Genomic DNA, 15,713 nt, shown 5'->3' on the forward strand with positions numbered 1-15,713 from the left:
GAACGTGTTGTTTCTTGATATCAATGACACTGATTTTGATACCCGTTTTGCTGCCATCCTGACCCGTGGCGAGGAGACCTCGCAGCAGGTGACCGAGGTGGTGCGGGGGATTATCAAGGATATCCGCAGCAGCGGTGATGATGCCCTGCTGGAGTATACCAACCGTTTTGACCGGTTGGGACTGGCCGATGCCAACGGGCTGGAGATAACCGCTCACGAGATTGAGGCTGCGGTTGCTGCCGTGCCTGCTGACGACCTGGCAGCCCTGCAACTGGCGGTTGAACGGGTGGCCCGTTTCCATGAAAAACAGAAGCAGCAGACCTGGCTGTCAACCGAAGAGAGCGATATCCTGCTGGGTCAAAAGGTAACCCCGCTGAACCGGGTCGGCATCTATGTGCCTGGCGGCAAGGCCAGCTATCCCAGCAGTGTGATCATGAATGCCGTGCCGGCCAAGGTGGCCGGTGTGCGGGAGATCATCATGGTCTGCCCCACGCCGGGTAATGAGATCAACCCGGCGGTGCTGGCCGCAGCAAAACTTGCCGGTGTGGACCGGATCTTCAGGGTGGGCGGGGCGCAGGCCGTGGCTGCCCTGGCCTACGGCACCGCCAGTATCCCCAAGGTGGATAAGATCACCGGGCCGGGCAACATCTACGTCGCCACCGCCAAGCAGCTGGTCTTTGGTCAGGTGGGGATCGACATGATTGCCGGTCCCAGCGAGATCCTGGTGATCAATGACGGCACCGGCAATCCGGCCCATATTGCGGCAGATCTGCTGTCACAGGCCGAACATGACGAACTGGCCTCCTCGATCCTGATCACCACCGAGCGCGGTTTTGGTGAAAAGGTTGCTGCCGAGGTGGAGCGCCAGCTGAGCCTGCTCTCCCGCGAATCGATTGCACGGGCTTCATGGGATAAGTTCGGTGCCGTGATCGTGGCAGGTTCGCTTGAAGAGGCTGCAGCATTCTCTAACCGGATCGCACCTGAGCACCTGGAGCTGGCTGTGGCCGACCCGTTCGGCCTGCTGCCCTTGATCGACAATGCCGGGGCGATCTTCATGGGGCACTGGACCCCTGAGGCAGCCGGTGATTATCTGGCCGGTCCCAACCATACCCTGCCCACCGGCGGCACCGCCCGCTTCTTCTCACCGCTGTCGGTGGATGACTTTGTCAAGAAATCCTCCATTATCAGCTTTTCCGAGCAGGGGCTGAAGCGGCTGGGCAGTCGGATCGTGCAGATCGCCGGTCTGGAAGGGCTTGAGGCCCATGCCCGCTCGGTCAGCCTGCGGTTGGAGGATGGCAAATGAACCCACTACGCCCCGCCATTGCCAATATGGCCGGCTATGTGCCCGGCTTTCAGCCACCGGACATCGCCTCCTGGATCAAGTTGAACACCAATGAAAATCCGTACCCGCCGTCGCTCAAGGTAAAAGAGGCGATTCTGGCTGAGCTGGGCGATGATGCCGCCTTGCTGCGGACCTACCCCAGTGCCTCCAGCGAGAAGCTGCGTCAGGTCGCTGGTCAGCTGTACGGTTTTGACCCCTCCTGGATCATCATGGCCAACGGTTCGGATGAGGTGCTGAACAACCTGATCAGGGCCTGTGCCGGTGAAGGGGAGGAGATCGCCTATGTGCATCCTTCCTACTCCTATTACGCTACCCTGGCTGAGATCCAGGGGGCGAAGGTGCGTACCTTTGGACTGACCGATGACTTCAGGATTGCTGATTTTCCTGAGCGCTACAGCGGCAGGCTGTTTTTTCTGACCACCCCCAACTCGCCGCTGGGATTTGCCTTTCCGCTTGCGTATGTGGAAGAACTGGCAAACCGGTGCGATGGTCTGCTGGTGGTGGATGAGGCCTATGCCGACTTCAACGACTGGAATGCGCTGGATCTGGTCAGGCGCTATCCCAATGTGGTGATTACCCGCACCCTTTCCAAGAGCTATGCCCTGGCCGGCATGCGGCTTGGTCTGGCCATCGCCCGGCCTGAGATTATTGCTGCCCTGGACAAGATTCGTGACCACTACAACCTGGATCGCCTGGCCCAGGCCGCCTGTGTTGCGGCGTTGCAGGATCAGGAGTACTTCAGGAGGCGCTGTGAGCAGGTGGTGGCAACCCGGAAGTTTTTTGTGGCAGAGTTGCAATCTTTGGGATATGCGGTATTAGAAGCTGCCGGTAATTTTGTTTTTGCCTCACCACCGGACCGGAATGGCCAGCGCATTTATGACGGGCTGTATGCCCGTAAAATTCTGGTGCGTCATTTCAGTGACCCGTTGCTTTGCCACGGGTTAAGGATTTCAATCGGTACCCGTGCAGAGATGGAGCAGACCCTGAGCGCCCTCAGGGAGATCGGTTAGCAAGGAGGAGTAGCATGCAGCTTTCTGAGATGCACACCCGTTGTGGTCAATGTCATTTCAACTACTCACGGATTGATACCGAGGCCTGGGGACGCTTCAGCTCCCGCCGGATTATGTGCCCCATCTGTGGCTGGACCGTCTACGAAGAGCACCGCTGGGACGAGAGTGGTGAGTCCGTGCTGATGAAGAGAAATGAGGCCCAGGGATTCGGGGCCTACCGTCTGATTCCGCCGGGCGGCTACACCGGCTACAATGCCTTCCACTCAGAGCCGCCTCCAGAGGTGCTCAATAATATCAAAGAACTTTTGACTGAAAAAGGCTGGAAGGGCTACCTTTCGGTTTGGGACAGTAAAGAGAAAAAGGCGAAGCTGGTGACAGGACACCCCCTGAACAAGTTTGATCTGGCAGGGGTCAATGGCAGTAAGTGAGGAACAGTATGAAACGAACGGCAGAGATTGATCGCAGCACCTCGGAAACAAGGATTCATCTTAAGTTGGCAATTGACGGTACCGGCCTGTCAGCGATCCGGACCACGGTTCCGTTTCTTGATCATATGCTGCACCTGTTTGCCCGTCATGGTCTGTTTGACCTGACTGTCGAGGCCCAGGGGGATATCGATATCGACTTCCACCACACGGTTGAAGATATCGGGATTGTTCTGGGGGAGGCGTTCCGCCAGGCCCTGGGGGATAAAAAGGGCATTGTCCGTTACGGCACAGCCCGGATCCCGATGGATGAGACGCTGGCTGATGTGACGGTGGATCTGTCCGGGCGTCCCTATCTGGTCTATAATGTGGATCTGCCCAAGGTCAAGGTGGGGGAGTTTGATGCAGAACTGGCCCGTGAGTTTTTTCAGGCCTTTGCCAATAACTGCGGCTGTAACCTGCACCTGAACCTGCTGTATGGAGAAAATGTCCACCATATTATCGAGGCCTGCTTCAAAGGTTTTGGCAGGTCTCTGGACAGCGCCACCCGTCAGGATTCGCGTCTGCACGGGGTGATGTCCACCAAGGGCGTTCTGTAGTCTTTAGCGGGATTCGTTAGACACAAAGAGGGGCAGCCTGTTCAGGTCTGCCCCTCTTTGTGTATCAATAGCTTTAGACTCTACTTTACTTCCTTCAGCAGTACCTTGGCCTTTTTGGCCTCATCACTCTTGGGATAATCGCCGATCAGCCGCTTTAACAGGTACTGGGTGCTCTTCAGGTCTTTGAGCGCCTTAAACGACAGGGCCTGCTTCAGCATGGCAGCCGGTGCCTTTTCCTTTTTGGGGTATTGCTTGACCACTTCCTGGAACTCAAGGATGGCCTGTTCGTAGTTCTTTTCACCATAATAGGTCTCCCCGATCCAGTAGCGGGCATTGGGTACCAGGTCATGGCTGGGGTTTTTTTCGATAAAGCTGGTCAGCTGGGTGCGGGCGCTGGGCATGTCACCAGCCTTAAAGGACTCAAGTCCTTTCAGGTACAGGGCATCGGGTGTTGCCTCTTTGCCGGGGGCGGAGCTGTTTTGAGCAAACTCTTTCATCCGTTTGTTCAACTCATCCACTGCGACCTGCAACTTGACGATCCGGTCTTCAAGCGCCACGATCCGGCGGTCTGAGTCTTCACGGTAGCGGGCCAGTTCTTCGACAGGCTTTTTGATGGCCAGCCCCTGGTCGTCAAGTTTGCCGGCCATCAGCTGGAGGTCTGTCTTAAGGCTGTCAAGGTTTGCCTGAAGGTCGGCATCCCCCTTGCGTAGTGCTGCAAAGTCAGACTTGAAGGTCTTTTCTCCCTCCCTCGCCGTACCCAGATCTTTTTCAATGGTATAAATGCGATTCTTGGTTTCATCGACATCACGGCGCACCGCTTCAACAGAACCTGTTGAGGCACAGCCCCCTGTCAACGCCAGCATCAGACAGCCGGATAGAATCCAGACTCGTTTCATTAGGTGCCCCCTGTGGATGAACTAACATTGCGTGATTGAACTTTATACCATGCGGCCTCTTGTGTTGACAAGCATACCGTTGGCCTGCCGTGTACTTTTCAATTGACAAACAGGGTGGATTCTTTTAACTATTTTTCGTTTGAGTTTTGGCAGGTTAACGTCGTTCGTGCGTTTATTACATTCAGGAGGTTTGGTATGGAACAGTATGCAGTTTACTTCGCCCTGGCCTGCGCCGTGGCAGCCGTTATCTACGGTCTGGTTTCGGCACAGTGGATCCTGGGGCTGCCCCAGGGCAATGAGCGGATGAAGCAGATCGCAGCAGCGATTCAGGAAGGCGCCAGCGCCTACATGAAGCGTCAGTACACCATTATTGCCGTTGTTGGTGTGATTATGTTCGTCGCCCTCTTTGCAACTCTGGGCTGGAAAACCGCAGTCGGTTTTGCTGTTGGTGCCATTTTCTCCGGTCTGACCGGTTTCATCGGCATGTTTGTCTCGGTTCGGGCCAACATCCGCACCACTGAGGCTGCCAAATCAGGTATCCACAAGGCCCTGAACGTTGCCTTCAAGGGCGGCGCCATCACCGGTATGCTGGTGGTTGGCCTGGGCCTGCTGGGCGTTGCCGGCTACTACTTCATCCTGCTCAAGCTGATGCCTGAGGCACCGGTCAAGGATGTGGTCAGTCAGCTGGTTGGTCTGGGCTTTGGTGGTTCGCTGATCTCTATTTTTGCCCGTCTGGGTGGTGGTATCTTCACCAAGGGTGCTGACGTCGGCGCTGACCTGGTGGGTAAGGTTGAGGCCGGTATTCCTGAGGACGATCCCCGCAACCCGGCAGTTATCGCGGATAACGTTGGCGACAACGTCGGTGACTGCGCCGGTATGGCTGCCGACCTGTTTGAAACCTATGCGGTGACCCTGATTGCTGCCATGCTGCTGGGGGCCATCGCTTTCAACAACTTTGCCGGCGCTGTCAGCTACCCCCTGATTCTGGGTGGTATCTCCATCATTGCGTCCATCATCGGTACCTTCTTTGTCAAACTGGGTGCCAGCCAGAAGATCATGCCTGCCCTGTATAAAGGCCTGATCGCTTCGGGCTTGCTGGCCTGCCTCGCCTTTTACTTTGTTACGGTCCAGATGTTTCCGGCGGGTAACCCCACCGGTTACTCGGCCACAAACATCTTTATTTCCGCTATCGTGGGCCTGGTGGTAACCGGTGCCATCTTCTGGATTACCGAGTACTACACCGCCACTGAATACGGCCCGGTCAAGCATATTGCCCAGGCTTCCACCACCGGCCATGCCACCAACATCATTGCCGGTCTTGGCGTCTCCATGAAGTCCACAGCTGCTCCGGTGATTGTCATCGCCGCCGGTATCATTGTTGCCTACAAATGTGCCGGTGTGTACGGCATTGCCATTGCTGCCGTTTCCATGCTGTCTCTGACCGGTATCGTGGTTGCCATGGATGCCTATGGTCCGATCACCGATAACGCCGGCGGTATTGCTGAAATGGCCGAGCTGGATGATTCGGTTCGTGCGGTAACCGATCCGCTGGATGCTGTCGGTAACACCACCAAGGCGGTTACCAAGGGCTATGCCATCGGTTCTGCCGGTCTGGCCGCCGTGATTCTGTTCACCTCCTATGTGGATGAGCTGAAGGCTGCCGGCAAGGCAATCGACTTTAGTCTGTCAGACCCGTACATCATCGTCGGTCTGTTCCTGGGGGGCATGCTGCCCTACTATTTTGCCGCCCAGTGTATGGAGGCGGTTGGCAAGGCAGGCGGATCGGTTGTTGAGGAAGTGCGTCGTCAGTTCCGTGAGATCCCCGGCATTATGGAAGGTACCGGTAAGCCGGACTATGCATCATGCGTAGATATCGTCACCAAGACGGCTTTGAAGGAGATGATCATTCCGGGTATCATTCCGATTGCCGCCCCGATCATCATCGGCTTTACCCTGGGGCCCAAGGCCCTGGGCGGTGTGATCGTCGGCACGATCGTGACCGGTATCTTTGTGGCCATCTCCATGACCACCGGTGGCGGTGCCTGGGACAACGCCAAGAAGTATATTGAAGACGGCTACTTTGGCGGTAAAGGGGGCGATGCCCATAAAGCCGCTGTTACCGGCGATACCGTTGGCGACCCCTATAAGGATACTGCCGGCCCTGCGGTTAACCCGATGATCAAGATCATCAATATTGTTTCCCTGATGATTGTGCCGTTGCTTGCAAAGCTGATGTAACGGCTGCAGCCGGTTGAGACGTAAAAAGCGGCATGGGGCACAGCTCCCATGCCGCTTTTTAGTTGTACTGCCTCTTGGAGACCTATTCTCTTACGTAGGTATCAACATCGCTATCATTTACCATTCCCATGATGTGGGCATACTCCGCCTCTATCAGGGCGAAATGTCCTTCTGTCTCCTTGACCACCCGCTCGAAGATTGCCTTGACCATTGGATCAACCACTCCGGCAGCAAGCTGGGTGTACTGACCGATGCATTCCTTTTCTTCAATAAGGGCCAGCTCCAGGGCTTTCTGCTCACCCATATCTTCGCTGATCGCTTTTTCAAGCTTCATGTAGGTGGGGTTCTTTGCGTCAACCGGGGTTGCCATAAAGCTTTGCAGATCGCCAAATTCAGTCCCCTTGTAGTGATCAAAGAAGTGCTTCACATGGGTTGCCTCTTCTGCTGCCAGCATTTCCAAAACTTTCTTTGCCCGTTCATTTTTGGCCACCGAGGCTGCCCGGGCATAAAAATCCATGCTGTCTTTTTCTGCCTTAATAGCAAGTTTCAGGGCCTCTTGAACTGAGTATTCCTTTCCCATGATGGTTCCCTCCCTAGAATGTGATGGTCTGATGAGATGGGTTATACCTGCAAATTGGAATACTGCAAGTGCTGTAGGTGAATTTTTTAATCAGTTGGCTACAGAGGGAAACCGTAATAAAAAAGGGGGTCAGCCTGTTGGCTAACCCCCTTTGTGTGTTTATGGCTCCCCAGCGCGGACTCGAACCACGGACATGGTGATTAACAGTCACCCGCTCTACCGACTGAGCTACTGGGGAACAAATGAGACCGTTCTTCTAACATAGGGCCGAAGGTTGAGTCAAGCTAAAAGTGTTGCTGCTGGCATTTTAAACAGCTTTGTGTCGGAGTGAACCGTCTGGGTGTCGTTTGGGCCTGCTGTTATGTGGCGACAGGCCTTTTTCTTGACTTGCGTCAAAAAGCCGCTATAACAACTTCGGCACTGTAAAAATCAATACAAATAGCTATTTATATGGATATTTGTATATTGATGGCCTCGACATGAGGTTACTACGCAAAGGGGGAGCAATGCATATGAAGCTACGGAGTATGTTTGCACATGCAGTACTGTTGCTGGGGGTGTCTCTGGCAACCTCTGCCGTCGCCGGAAACCATGCCGAGTACGTTGGTAATGGACCTTTCAAGAACGGCCCTGAAGTGACTAAAAAATGTATCGAGTGCCACGAAAAGCAGGCCAAGGACTTTATGAGGACGAGCCATTGGACCTGGTCAAGGGAGCAGATCGTTGCCGGCAAAAAGGTCGCTGTCGGTAAGAAGGATTCACAAAACAACTTCTGCCTTAACCTGCCGTCGAACTATCCGCGCTGTACCAGTTGCCATGCCGGTTATGGCTGGAAGGATGGTAAGTTTGACTTTAGTAAGGCAGAAAATGTTGACTGCCTGATCTGTCACGACACAACCGGAACCTACAAGAAATTCCCGGCCGGTGCAGGTCATCCGGTGTATGCCGGTGAAACGAAAGAGTTCCCTAAAGGCAAGCCCTGGCCGGCTGTGGATCTGGTCAAGGTGGCCCAGTCGGTTGGTGCCCCTTCCCGTGCCACCTGTGGCGCCTGCCACTTTTATGGCGGCGGTGGAGACCGGGTGAAGCATGGTGATCTGGATAGTACCTTGGCCAAGCCAACCCCTGACATAGATGTGCATATGGGCAAGCTGAACTTCACCTGTCAGTCCTGCCATAAGGGTAAGGATCATGCCATGAAGGGTGAGGCTCTGTCTGTTTCCGTTGGCGCCGGTCCGCGTGCCATGAACTGTACTGACTGTCACAAGGCCGAACCTCACAAGAACGCCATGTATAACAAACATGCCAGGAAGGTCGCGTGCCAGACCTGTCATATCCAGACCTTTGCCAAGGCCAAGCCGACCAAGACCTGGTGGGACTGGTCAACTGCCGGTAAGGATGTGAAAGATGTGCCGAAGGATCAGTATGGTGAGAAGCTGTATGACAGGATGAAAGGTGATTTCAAGTGGGAGCAGAATGTGGTGCCTACCTACTTCTGGTTTAATGGTACCGTCGACCGTCTGGTTCCCGGTCAGAAGATTGATCCCTCCAAGGTGGTCAAGATCTCCGCTGCCCGTGGTGATCGCAAGGACCCGAATGCCAAGATCATGCCCTTCAAGATTATGAGGGGCAAGCAGCCTTACGACAGCATCAACAATACGCTTGCCTTTGTGAATGTCTTTGGCCCGCCCACCAGCGAGTCTGCCTATTGGGTCAAGTACGACTGGAACAAGGCGATTGAGGCAGGTATGAAGGCCGCCGGCCAGCCTTACAGCGGCAAGTATGGTTTCGTCGAGACCTCAATGGTCTGGTCGGTAAACCATATGGTCTCACCAAAGGACAAGTCGCTGAAGTGTTTTGACTGTCATGGCGAGAAAGGGCGTCTGGACTGGAAGGCGCTTGGTTATAAAGGTGATCCCAAGAACCATGCCAACCGTTAAGAGGGGGTAGGTGCTGCATTACAGGCCCGCAGAGGTATCTGCGGGCCTGTTTGCGTCTGGGCTGCCGGCTTCGCGGGCCATATAAAACTTGATTTTATAACTGTAGATAGTGTAAGTATTTTTAGCGTAAGTGAAGTGATTGGTGGCTAATAGGTGTCTAAGTAACCGATTAAAATCTGTGTGGTGAAAGAATTTTTAGCGCGGCTAAAACGGTGGTTTTATGAAGAAGAAAAAAATGCTCCTCTCGCAGGAGACCATGGATATAGATATGGTGCGTAAGGTGGAGGCGCTCTCGGGCACCTCGGTACGGCGCTGCTTTCAATGTGGTAAATGTTCTGCCGGGTGCCCCATGGCGACCTTTATGGAGCATCCGCCCAACCGGGTGGTGCGTCTGCTGCAACTCGGGCAGTGGCAGCGGATTCTGGCCGGGCGTTCGATCTGGTATTGCGCCTCCTGCGAGACCTGCTCCACCCGCTGTCCCAACAAGGTGCATCTGGCCTCGATCATGGATGCCCTGCGCAAGCTCTCCTGGGATCAGGATGGTCCCTCGAAGGAAAGCTATGTTCAGCTTGCCAATAAGCTCTTTCTGCAGAATATCCGTACCTATGGCCGTCAGTACGAGATGCGGCTGGCGGCGGTCTTTAACGTCAAATCAGGCCAGTTTCTGAAGGATATGATGCTGGGGCCAAAACTGCTGACCAAGGGCAAGCTGAAGGTGTTCCATCAGAAGAACAAAAATATGGCCGAAGTGGAAAAGATCTTCAGCAGGATTGAAGAGATGCGGCGTAAAGGAGAGGCCCTGTGAGCGGACTGCGTTATTCATACTACCCCGGTTGCTCATTGCATGCCTCGGCCTCTGAGTATGATCTATCTACCCGTGAGGTCTTTGCGGCATTGGGGATCGGGCTTGATGAGGTGCCGGACTGGATCTGCTGTGGCGCCACGCCGGCCCACAACGTTGATGAGTTGCTGTCACTCTCGCTCTGCGCCAAAAATCTTGAACTGGCAGAGCAGGTGCCGGGCGATATGGCCGTGGCCTGCGCTGCCTGTTTCTCCCGCCTTAAGTTTGCCCAGCATGTGCTGAAGGAAAATGAACAGAAATTGCGTCAGGTTGAGCAGGCCATTGATGCCAAGGTGCCGCTGGAACAATCTGTCAAGCACCTGCTGGAGATACTGGTGCAGGATCTTGGCACTGAGCGGCTGAGCCAGGCGGTCAAAAAACCGCTTTCCGGACTCAAGGTGGCCTGCTACTACGGCTGTCTGCTGACCCGCCCGCCTGAGGTGCCCCAGCTTGATGACTGCGAGGCCCCCACCATCATGGAGCGGCTGCTGCAGGCGGTCGGTGCCGAGACCGTTGACTGGACTCATAGGATGGAGTGCTGCGGTGCCAATTTTACCCTGTCCCGCCCCGGGGTTGTGCTGCAGCTGACCAATGCGGTGCTTGATTCTGCCAAGGCCGCCGGTGCTGACTGCATTATGGTTGGCTGCCCCCTCTGTCATGGTAATCTTGATATCAGGCAAAAGGAGATTGAAGGTGTCTACTATCGCAGCTATGATATGCCGATCTTCTACCTGACCCAGCTGGTGGGGCTTGCCCTGGGAGTCCCTGCCGATCGACTCGGCATGGACGCCCTGATTGTAAGCCCTCAGCGGCTGCTCAGAGAAAAAAAGCTGCTTTAAGGTGGATTCTATGTTGCGTTGCCTGATTGTTGAGGATGATGAACTGAGCCGTGAACTGCTGGCCCTGCAGATGGAGCCCTATGCCCAGTGTGACCTGGCCGAAAACGGGCGTGAAGGACTTGATCGGTTCACTGCAGCGCTGCAGGCTGGCGAACCGTATCACCTGATCCTGCTGGATATTGTCATGCCAGAGATGGATGGCTTTGAAGCCGCCAAGGCGATTCGCCGCCATGAGGAACAACATGGCGTCACCATCGACAAGGGAGTGAACATTGTGGTGCTGTCATCTCTCAGCACCCCCCAGGATGTGATTCAGGCCTATGTGGCAGCCCAGTCCGCTGCCCACCTGGTTAAGCCGGTGCAACCGGAAAAACTGGTCAAGACCCTGCGCAAGCTGGACTTGATCCCTGCGGAGAATACCTAGATGTCTCGAATCGGTGTCTTTGTCTGCCATTGTGGCGAAAACATCTCCCGTACTGTTGATGTGGAACAGGTGGCGGCCCAGGCGGCCAAGATGCCCGGTGTGGCCTTTGCCACCGATTATAAGTACATGTGTTCTGATCCCGGACAGGGGCTGCTCAAAAAGGCGATCAACGAGCACCGCCTGACCCATGTGGTGGTGGCGGCCTGCTCACCCCGCATGCATGAGCGCACCTTTCGCAAGGCAGTGGAACAGGCGGGCCTGAATCCGTTTCTGTGTGAGATGGCCAATATCCGTGAGCACTGTTCCTGGGTACATGAAGACCGGGATGAGGCAACCCGGAAGGCAACCGAGATTGTCGGTATGCTGGTGGAGCGGGTCAAGAAGAACCGGGTGCTGCCCACCATTACCGTTCCCGTCACCAAACGGGCCCTGGTGATTGGTGGAGGCATTGCCGGCATACAGGCTGCCCTGGATATCGCCGATGCCGGTCACCAGGTGGTACTGGTGGAGCGGGAACCCTCCATCGGCGGCCATATGGCCCAGCTTTCCGAAACCTTCCCGACGCTGGACTGTTCCCAGTGCATCATGACCCCCAAGATGGTGGATGTGGCCAACCACCCCAACATCACCATGCATACCTTCAGCGAGATCGAGCAGGTGGACGGCTACATCGGCAACTTTCAGGTCACGATCCGCAAGAAGGCCCGCTCGGTGGATGAACAGAAATGCACCGGTTGCGGGGTCTGCATGACCAAGTGCCCCCAGAAGAAGATTCCCAACTCCTTTGATCGTAATCTGGGGATGCGGACCGCCATCTATGTGCCGTTTCCCCAGGCCGTGCCCAATGTGCCGGTGATTGACCGGGATAACTGCAGCATGTTCAAAAGCGGCAAGTGCGGGGTCTGCCAGAAGGTCTGCGGCCCCGGAGCGGTTGATTTTGAACAGGAAGACCGGCTGGTGGTCGAACCGGTTGGCGCCATCGTGGTGGCCACCGGCTTTGAGCTGTACACCATTGACAAGAAGCCGGATGACTCAGCCATTGTGGGCTATGGCGAGTTTGGCTACGGCACCATCCCGGATGTGATTGACGGCCTGACCTTTGAGCGGCTGGCCTCGGCCTCCGGCCCCACCGGCGGCAAGATCCTGCGTCCCTCCGACGGCAAGGAACCCAAGCAGGTGGTCTTTATCCAGTGCGTCGGCAGCAGGGCCCGGGAAAAAGGGATCTCCTACTGTTCCAAGATCTGCTGCATGTACACGGCCAAGCATACCATGCTCTACCACCACAAGGTACATGACGGTCAGGCCTATGTCTTTTTCATGGATGCCCGGGTGCCGGGCAAGAACTATGACGAATTCTGGCGCCGTGCCATTGAAGAGGAAGAGGCGGTCTATATCCGCGGCATGGTCTCCCGGCTGTATCAGAAGGGGGACAAGATCGTGGTGATGGGCAGTGATATCGCGGTCGGCGTGCAGGTGGAGGTGGAGGCTGATCTGGTGGTGCTGGCCACGGCGGTCATGCCCCGCAAAGGTGCCGACACCCTGGCCCAGAAGCTGGGCATCTCCTACGACAAATACCACTTCTACTCCGAGGCCCATGCCAAGCTGAAGCCGGTGGAGTGTGCCACTGCCGGTATCTATCTGTCCGGTGCCTGCCAGGGCCCCAAGGATATTCCGGATACGGTTTCACAAGCCTCAGCTGCGGCTGCCAAGGTGATGACCCTGTTTGCCAAGGATAAGCTGGAGCGGGAGCCGATTGTGGCATGGGTCAGGGAAAGCGGCTGCGTGGGCTGCTTTGCCTGCAAAAAGGTCTGTGCCTACGGTGCGGTGGAGGAGAAAGAGATCCGCGACCGTCAGGGCAACCTGATCAAGACCGTGGCCTATGTCAATCCCGGTGTCTGTGCCGGTTGCGGTACCTGCCAGGCCACCTGCCCATCAAAATCGGTGGAGCTGGACGGCTATACCGATGAACAGATTGTCGCGATGATTGAGGCACTATGAACGAGCAATTTTCCGCCAGCTCGGCGTCAGGCTACGCGCCTCCTTGTGCGGCGTACTCTGATGTACGCCTCCGCGTCGGCGCTTGCCTTTCTTGATCTGACGAAAACCTGCTCGTTCCAGGAGAACAATAACGGTGCATTCAGAAAAACAAAAACACGACTTTGAACCCAAGATCATAGCCTTTGTCTGTACCTGGTGTACCTATGCCGGGGCTGACCTGGCCGGCACCAGCAGGATGCAGTACCCGGCCAACGTGCGGGTATTGAAATTCCCCTGCACCGGCCGGATCGATCCGGTCTTCATCCTCAAGGCGTTCCAACAGGGGGCTGACGGCGTGCTGGTCTCCGGCTGTCATCCAGGCGACTGCCACTATATTGCCGGCAACTTCCATGCCCGGCGCAGGTTTGCTGCCTTTCGCAAACTGCTTGAGTTTATCGGCGTTGACCTGAACCGGCTGCAGTTTTCCTGGGTCTCGGCTGCCGAGGGGGGCAAGTGGGTTGAGGTCGTGACTGACCTGACCGAACGGGTACGGGCCATGGGGGAGATGGTGGAGTTCAAGGATCTGGCCCTGGAGGAGCAGTGGTCAGGTTCACTCAATACACCGGAACTGCAAGAGGCTTACGATGCAATCTGATACCGTAGATACCTCCTGTCATGCTGCAATTGCTGAAGCCGTCCGCACTGAAGCAAGACGTATTCTGTCTGATGGCACGGTTACGGCGGTCATCGGTTATGCTGCCAGCCGTCGTAAAGGCTCCACCCAGCCGATTGTGATCACCTCCGTTGATGATGCTGACAAGTTGATCTTCTCTGCTGCCTGTGTGAATAACCTTGCGGTCTACCTGACCAAGGCCAAGAAGGATGTGCCCAGGTCCGGCCGGATCGGGGTCGTGGTCAAAAGCTGTGACCTCAAGGCACTGGTGGGGTTGATGGGAGAAGCACAGCTTAAACGGGAGGATCTCTACCTGATCGGTATTCCCTGCACCGGTGTGCTGGGATCGGTGCTGCAGCCGGCCGCGCTGCTGACCACAGCAAGCATTGCATCCAAGTGCTGTGAATGCACTGACCGGCTGCCACCGGGGTGCGACTTTGTGCCGTCGGTGCAGCTGCCCCAACAGCCCCGGCTTGAGCAACGCTACACTGATGAAATAGCCAGGCTTGAGGCGATGTCACCGGCAGAACGTTGGGAGTACTGGAAGGAACAGTTCAGCAAATGCATCAAGTGCTATGCCTGCCGTCAGGTCTGTCCATTTTGTTTTTGTGAACAGTGCCTGTGTGACCGCAACCGTCCCCAGATGGTGGAACAGACGCCACGTCCTGCCGGCAACACCGCCTGGCATCTGGTACGGGCCATGCACTTGGCCGGCCGCTGCGCCGGCTGTGCCGAGTGCGAACGGGTCTGCCCGATGGATATCCCGCTTAACCTGCTGAACCGCAAGATGGCAAGGGAGCTGAAGGAGCTGTTTAACAGCGAAGCCGGTTTTGAGGTGCGGGACAAGGGGCCTTTGAACAGTTATCAGGACGATGATGATCAATCCTTCATCCGCTGACAACCGGTGAGAAAGATACTGACTATGCAGAAACAGATTACCGAAGCTAATTTCCGTCTGCTGCTGGACAGCCTGCTGTTCAAGGGGCAGCGGGTGGTAGGACCACGCAGATCTGGCGGTACGGTGCTGTATGAGCCGCTGGCCTCCGCCTCGGACCTGGTCACGGATGAACTGCCGCGCCGTTCGGTCAAGGAGGCCTTTTTCCCGGTCTGCGAGGATCTGCTGGAGTACCGCAAGGAGGGGCAGCAGGTAGCGCTTTCCGATGTGACGGCAGAGCGTTTCCCTGAGACGGTACTGATCGGGGTGCGGCCCTGTGATGCCGCGGCCGTACCGGTGCTGGATGCAGTCTTTTCCTGGGATTACAAGGATCAGTTTTTTCTGGAACGCCGCGCCAGAACCACCATCATCGGTCTGGCCTGTACCAGCTCGGATGATGCCTGTTTCTGCAGTGCCGTCGGCCTTTCTCCCGCTGATCCAAAGGGAGCAGACCTGATGTTAACCCCGTTGGTCGGGGGGGGCTTTCTGGTTGAGAGCCAGAGTGAGAAGGGTGAGGCGTTTCTTGAAACCTGGAGGGATCGTTTTGCAGAACCGGACGGTACGCAGACCCAGGCGCTGGCAACACCGGCAACCCAACCGTTTGACCTGAAGAGGATCAAGGCCTGGCTGGATGACCATTTTGAAGATGCAGCCTGGGACAGTATTGCCACCCGTTGTGTGGGCTGCGGCGCCTGCGCCTTTGTCTGCCCGGCCTGCCACTGCTTTGATATTGTTGATGAAGGCAGCGAGAAGGGTGGTAAGCGCCGTAAATTCTGGGATGCCTGCGGGTTCTGGAAATTCACCCACCATGCCTCAGGCCATAACCCCCGTGATCTGCAGCCCAAGCGTTACCGCAACCGGATCATGCACAAGTTCAAGTATTACGACGACAAATTCGGCCAGACCCTCTGCACCGGTTGCGGGCGCTGTATCCGGGTCTGTCCGGTGGGGATCGATATTGCCGGGGTGCTGGAAGAGATACAGGAAAAAGGATAGGG

The 15,713-nt window shown here is 56.0% G+C and carries 15 protein-coding genes and 1 tRNA gene; 13 read left to right on the top strand and 3 right to left on the bottom strand.

The features are described from left to right. Nucleotides 1-4 precede the first annotated feature (4 nt). Genes hisD through hisB form a run of 4 tightly spaced genes read left to right on the top strand, consistent with a single transcriptional unit; the run spans nucleotide 5 to nucleotide 3,376 of the window. On the top strand, nucleotides 5-1,303 hold the full coding sequence (gene hisD / locus FY034_RS03425; protein ID WP_265553760.1) for a histidinol dehydrogenase: 1,299 nt from the start codon (nucleotides 5-7) through the stop codon (nucleotides 1,301-1,303). Then, a complete protein-coding gene (gene hisC / locus FY034_RS03430) occupies nucleotides 1,300-2,352 on the top strand; it encodes a histidinol-phosphate transaminase (protein WP_265553762.1) in 1,053 nt (350 codons plus the stop codon). The genes hisD and hisC overlap by 4 nt, the downstream gene beginning before the upstream one ends. A gap of 14 nt (nucleotides 2,353-2,366) precedes the next feature. Further along, a complete protein-coding gene (locus FY034_RS03435) occupies nucleotides 2,367-2,780 on the top strand; it encodes a hypothetical protein (protein WP_012468905.1) in 414 nt (137 codons plus the stop codon). A gap of 8 nt (nucleotides 2,781-2,788) precedes the next feature. Then, complete coding sequence (gene hisB, locus FY034_RS03440; RefSeq protein WP_265553764.1) at nucleotides 2,789-3,376, top strand: imidazoleglycerol-phosphate dehydratase HisB; 588 nt, start codon at nucleotides 2,789-2,791, stop codon at nucleotides 3,374-3,376. A gap of 80 nt (nucleotides 3,377-3,456) precedes the next feature. Here hisB and ybgF read toward each other — a convergent pair whose 3' ends face one another. Then, entirely contained in the window at nucleotides 3,457-4,272 is an 816-nt protein-coding gene (gene ybgF, locus FY034_RS03445) for a tol-pal system protein YbgF (protein ID WP_265553765.1), read from the bottom strand. Between the two features lie 195 nt (nucleotides 4,273-4,467). Here ybgF and FY034_RS03450 point away from each other — a divergent pair, with 195 nt between their 5' ends. After that, nucleotides 4,468-6,510 (top strand): sodium-translocating pyrophosphatase, encoded by a 2,043-nt coding sequence (locus FY034_RS03450; RefSeq protein ID WP_265553767.1) that lies wholly within the window; start codon nucleotides 4,468-4,470, stop codon nucleotides 6,508-6,510. A gap of 82 nt (nucleotides 6,511-6,592) precedes the next feature. Here the strand turns inward: FY034_RS03450 and FY034_RS03455 are convergent, their stop codons facing one another. Beyond that, nucleotides 6,593-7,090, bottom strand: coding sequence for a ferritin-like domain-containing protein (locus FY034_RS03455; RefSeq protein ID WP_265553769.1), 498 nt, complete (start codon nucleotides 7,088-7,090; stop codon nucleotides 6,593-6,595). Nucleotides 7,091-7,252: 162 nt separating this feature from the next. Further along, a tRNA-Asn gene (locus tag FY034_RS03460) sits at nucleotides 7,253-7,328 on the bottom strand. Nucleotides 7,329-7,617: 289 nt separating this feature from the next. Here FY034_RS03460 and FY034_RS03465 point away from each other — a divergent pair. The 8 genes from FY034_RS03465 (at nucleotide 7,618) to FY034_RS03500 (ending at nucleotide 15,711) form a co-directional block, all read left to right on the top strand. Further along, the gene (locus FY034_RS03465) at nucleotides 7,618-9,027 is read left to right on the top strand and encodes a tetrathionate reductase family octaheme c-type cytochrome (RefSeq protein ID WP_265553770.1); all 1,410 of its coding nucleotides are present in this window, start codon (nucleotides 7,618-7,620) and stop codon (nucleotides 9,025-9,027) included. Between the two features lie 220 nt (nucleotides 9,028-9,247). Further along, nucleotides 9,248-9,832, top strand: coding sequence for a 4Fe-4S dicluster domain-containing protein (locus tag FY034_RS03470; protein WP_265553772.1), 585 nt, complete (start codon nucleotides 9,248-9,250; stop codon nucleotides 9,830-9,832). After that, entirely contained in the window at nucleotides 9,829-10,707 is an 879-nt protein-coding gene (locus FY034_RS03475) for a CoB--CoM heterodisulfide reductase iron-sulfur subunit B family protein (protein WP_265553774.1), read from the top strand. Before FY034_RS03470 ends, FY034_RS03475 begins: the two co-directional genes overlap by 4 nt. A 10-nt stretch (nucleotides 10,708-10,717) precedes the next feature. Further along, entirely contained in the window at nucleotides 10,718-11,131 is a 414-nt protein-coding gene (locus FY034_RS03480; protein ID WP_265553776.1) for a response regulator, read from the top strand. Continuing rightward, on the top strand, nucleotides 11,132-13,129 hold the full coding sequence (locus tag FY034_RS03485; protein ID WP_265553778.1) for a CoB--CoM heterodisulfide reductase iron-sulfur subunit A family protein: 1,998 nt from the start codon (nucleotides 11,132-11,134) through the stop codon (nucleotides 13,127-13,129). A gap of 133 nt (nucleotides 13,130-13,262) precedes the next feature. Further along, on the top strand, nucleotides 13,263-13,763 hold the full coding sequence (locus FY034_RS03490; RefSeq protein ID WP_265553779.1) for a hydrogenase iron-sulfur subunit: 501 nt from the start codon (nucleotides 13,263-13,265) through the stop codon (nucleotides 13,761-13,763). Further along, complete coding sequence (locus FY034_RS03495; RefSeq protein ID WP_265553782.1) at nucleotides 13,753-14,679, top strand: 4Fe-4S dicluster domain-containing protein; 927 nt, start codon at nucleotides 13,753-13,755, stop codon at nucleotides 14,677-14,679. Before FY034_RS03490 ends, FY034_RS03495 begins: the two co-directional genes overlap by 11 nt. 24 nt (nucleotides 14,680-14,703) lie before the next feature. Next, nucleotides 14,704-15,711, top strand: a complete 1,008-nt coding sequence (locus tag FY034_RS03500; protein ID WP_265553784.1) for a 4Fe-4S dicluster domain-containing protein — start codon at nucleotides 14,704-14,706, stop codon at nucleotides 15,709-15,711. The last annotated feature ends 2 nt before the right edge of the window (nucleotides 15,712-15,713 follow it).

Source organism: Trichlorobacter lovleyi, from assembly GCF_015239775.1.
GTDB classification, from domain to species: Bacteria; Desulfobacterota; Desulfuromonadia; order Geobacterales; family Pseudopelobacteraceae; genus Trichlorobacter; species Trichlorobacter lovleyi_B.

Excerpts from the sequence above, each read along its gene's own strand:
- hisC (WP_265553762.1), top strand. The coding sequence starts at position 1,300 with ATGAACCCACTACGCCCCGCCATTGCCAATATGGCCGGCTATGTGCCC.
- FY034_RS03435 (WP_012468905.1), top strand. The coding sequence starts at position 2,367 with ATGCAGCTTTCTGAGATGCACACCCGTTGTGGTCAATGTCATTTCAAC.
- hisB (WP_265553764.1), top strand. The coding sequence starts at position 2,789 with ATGAAACGAACGGCAGAGATTGATCGCAGCACCTCGGAAACAAGGATT.
- ybgF (WP_265553765.1), bottom strand. The coding sequence starts at position 4,272 with ATGAAACGAGTCTGGATTCTATCCGGCTGTCTGATGCTGGCGTTGACA.
- FY034_RS03450 (WP_265553767.1), top strand. The coding sequence starts at position 4,468 with ATGGAACAGTATGCAGTTTACTTCGCCCTGGCCTGCGCCGTGGCAGCC.
- FY034_RS03455 (WP_265553769.1), bottom strand. The coding sequence starts at position 7,090 with ATGGGAAAGGAATACTCAGTTCAAGAGGCCCTGAAACTTGCTATTAAG.
- FY034_RS03465 (WP_265553770.1), top strand. The coding sequence starts at position 7,618 with ATGTTTGCACATGCAGTACTGTTGCTGGGGGTGTCTCTGGCAACCTCT.
- FY034_RS03470 (WP_265553772.1), top strand. The coding sequence starts at position 9,248 with ATGAAGAAGAAAAAAATGCTCCTCTCGCAGGAGACCATGGATATAGAT.
- FY034_RS03480 (WP_265553776.1), top strand. The coding sequence starts at position 10,718 with ATGTTGCGTTGCCTGATTGTTGAGGATGATGAACTGAGCCGTGAACTG.
- FY034_RS03485 (WP_265553778.1), top strand. The coding sequence starts at position 11,132 with ATGTCTCGAATCGGTGTCTTTGTCTGCCATTGTGGCGAAAACATCTCC.
- FY034_RS03495 (WP_265553782.1), top strand. The coding sequence starts at position 13,753 with ATGCAATCTGATACCGTAGATACCTCCTGTCATGCTGCAATTGCTGAA.
- FY034_RS03500 (WP_265553784.1), top strand. The coding sequence starts at position 14,704 with ATGCAGAAACAGATTACCGAAGCTAATTTCCGTCTGCTGCTGGACAGC.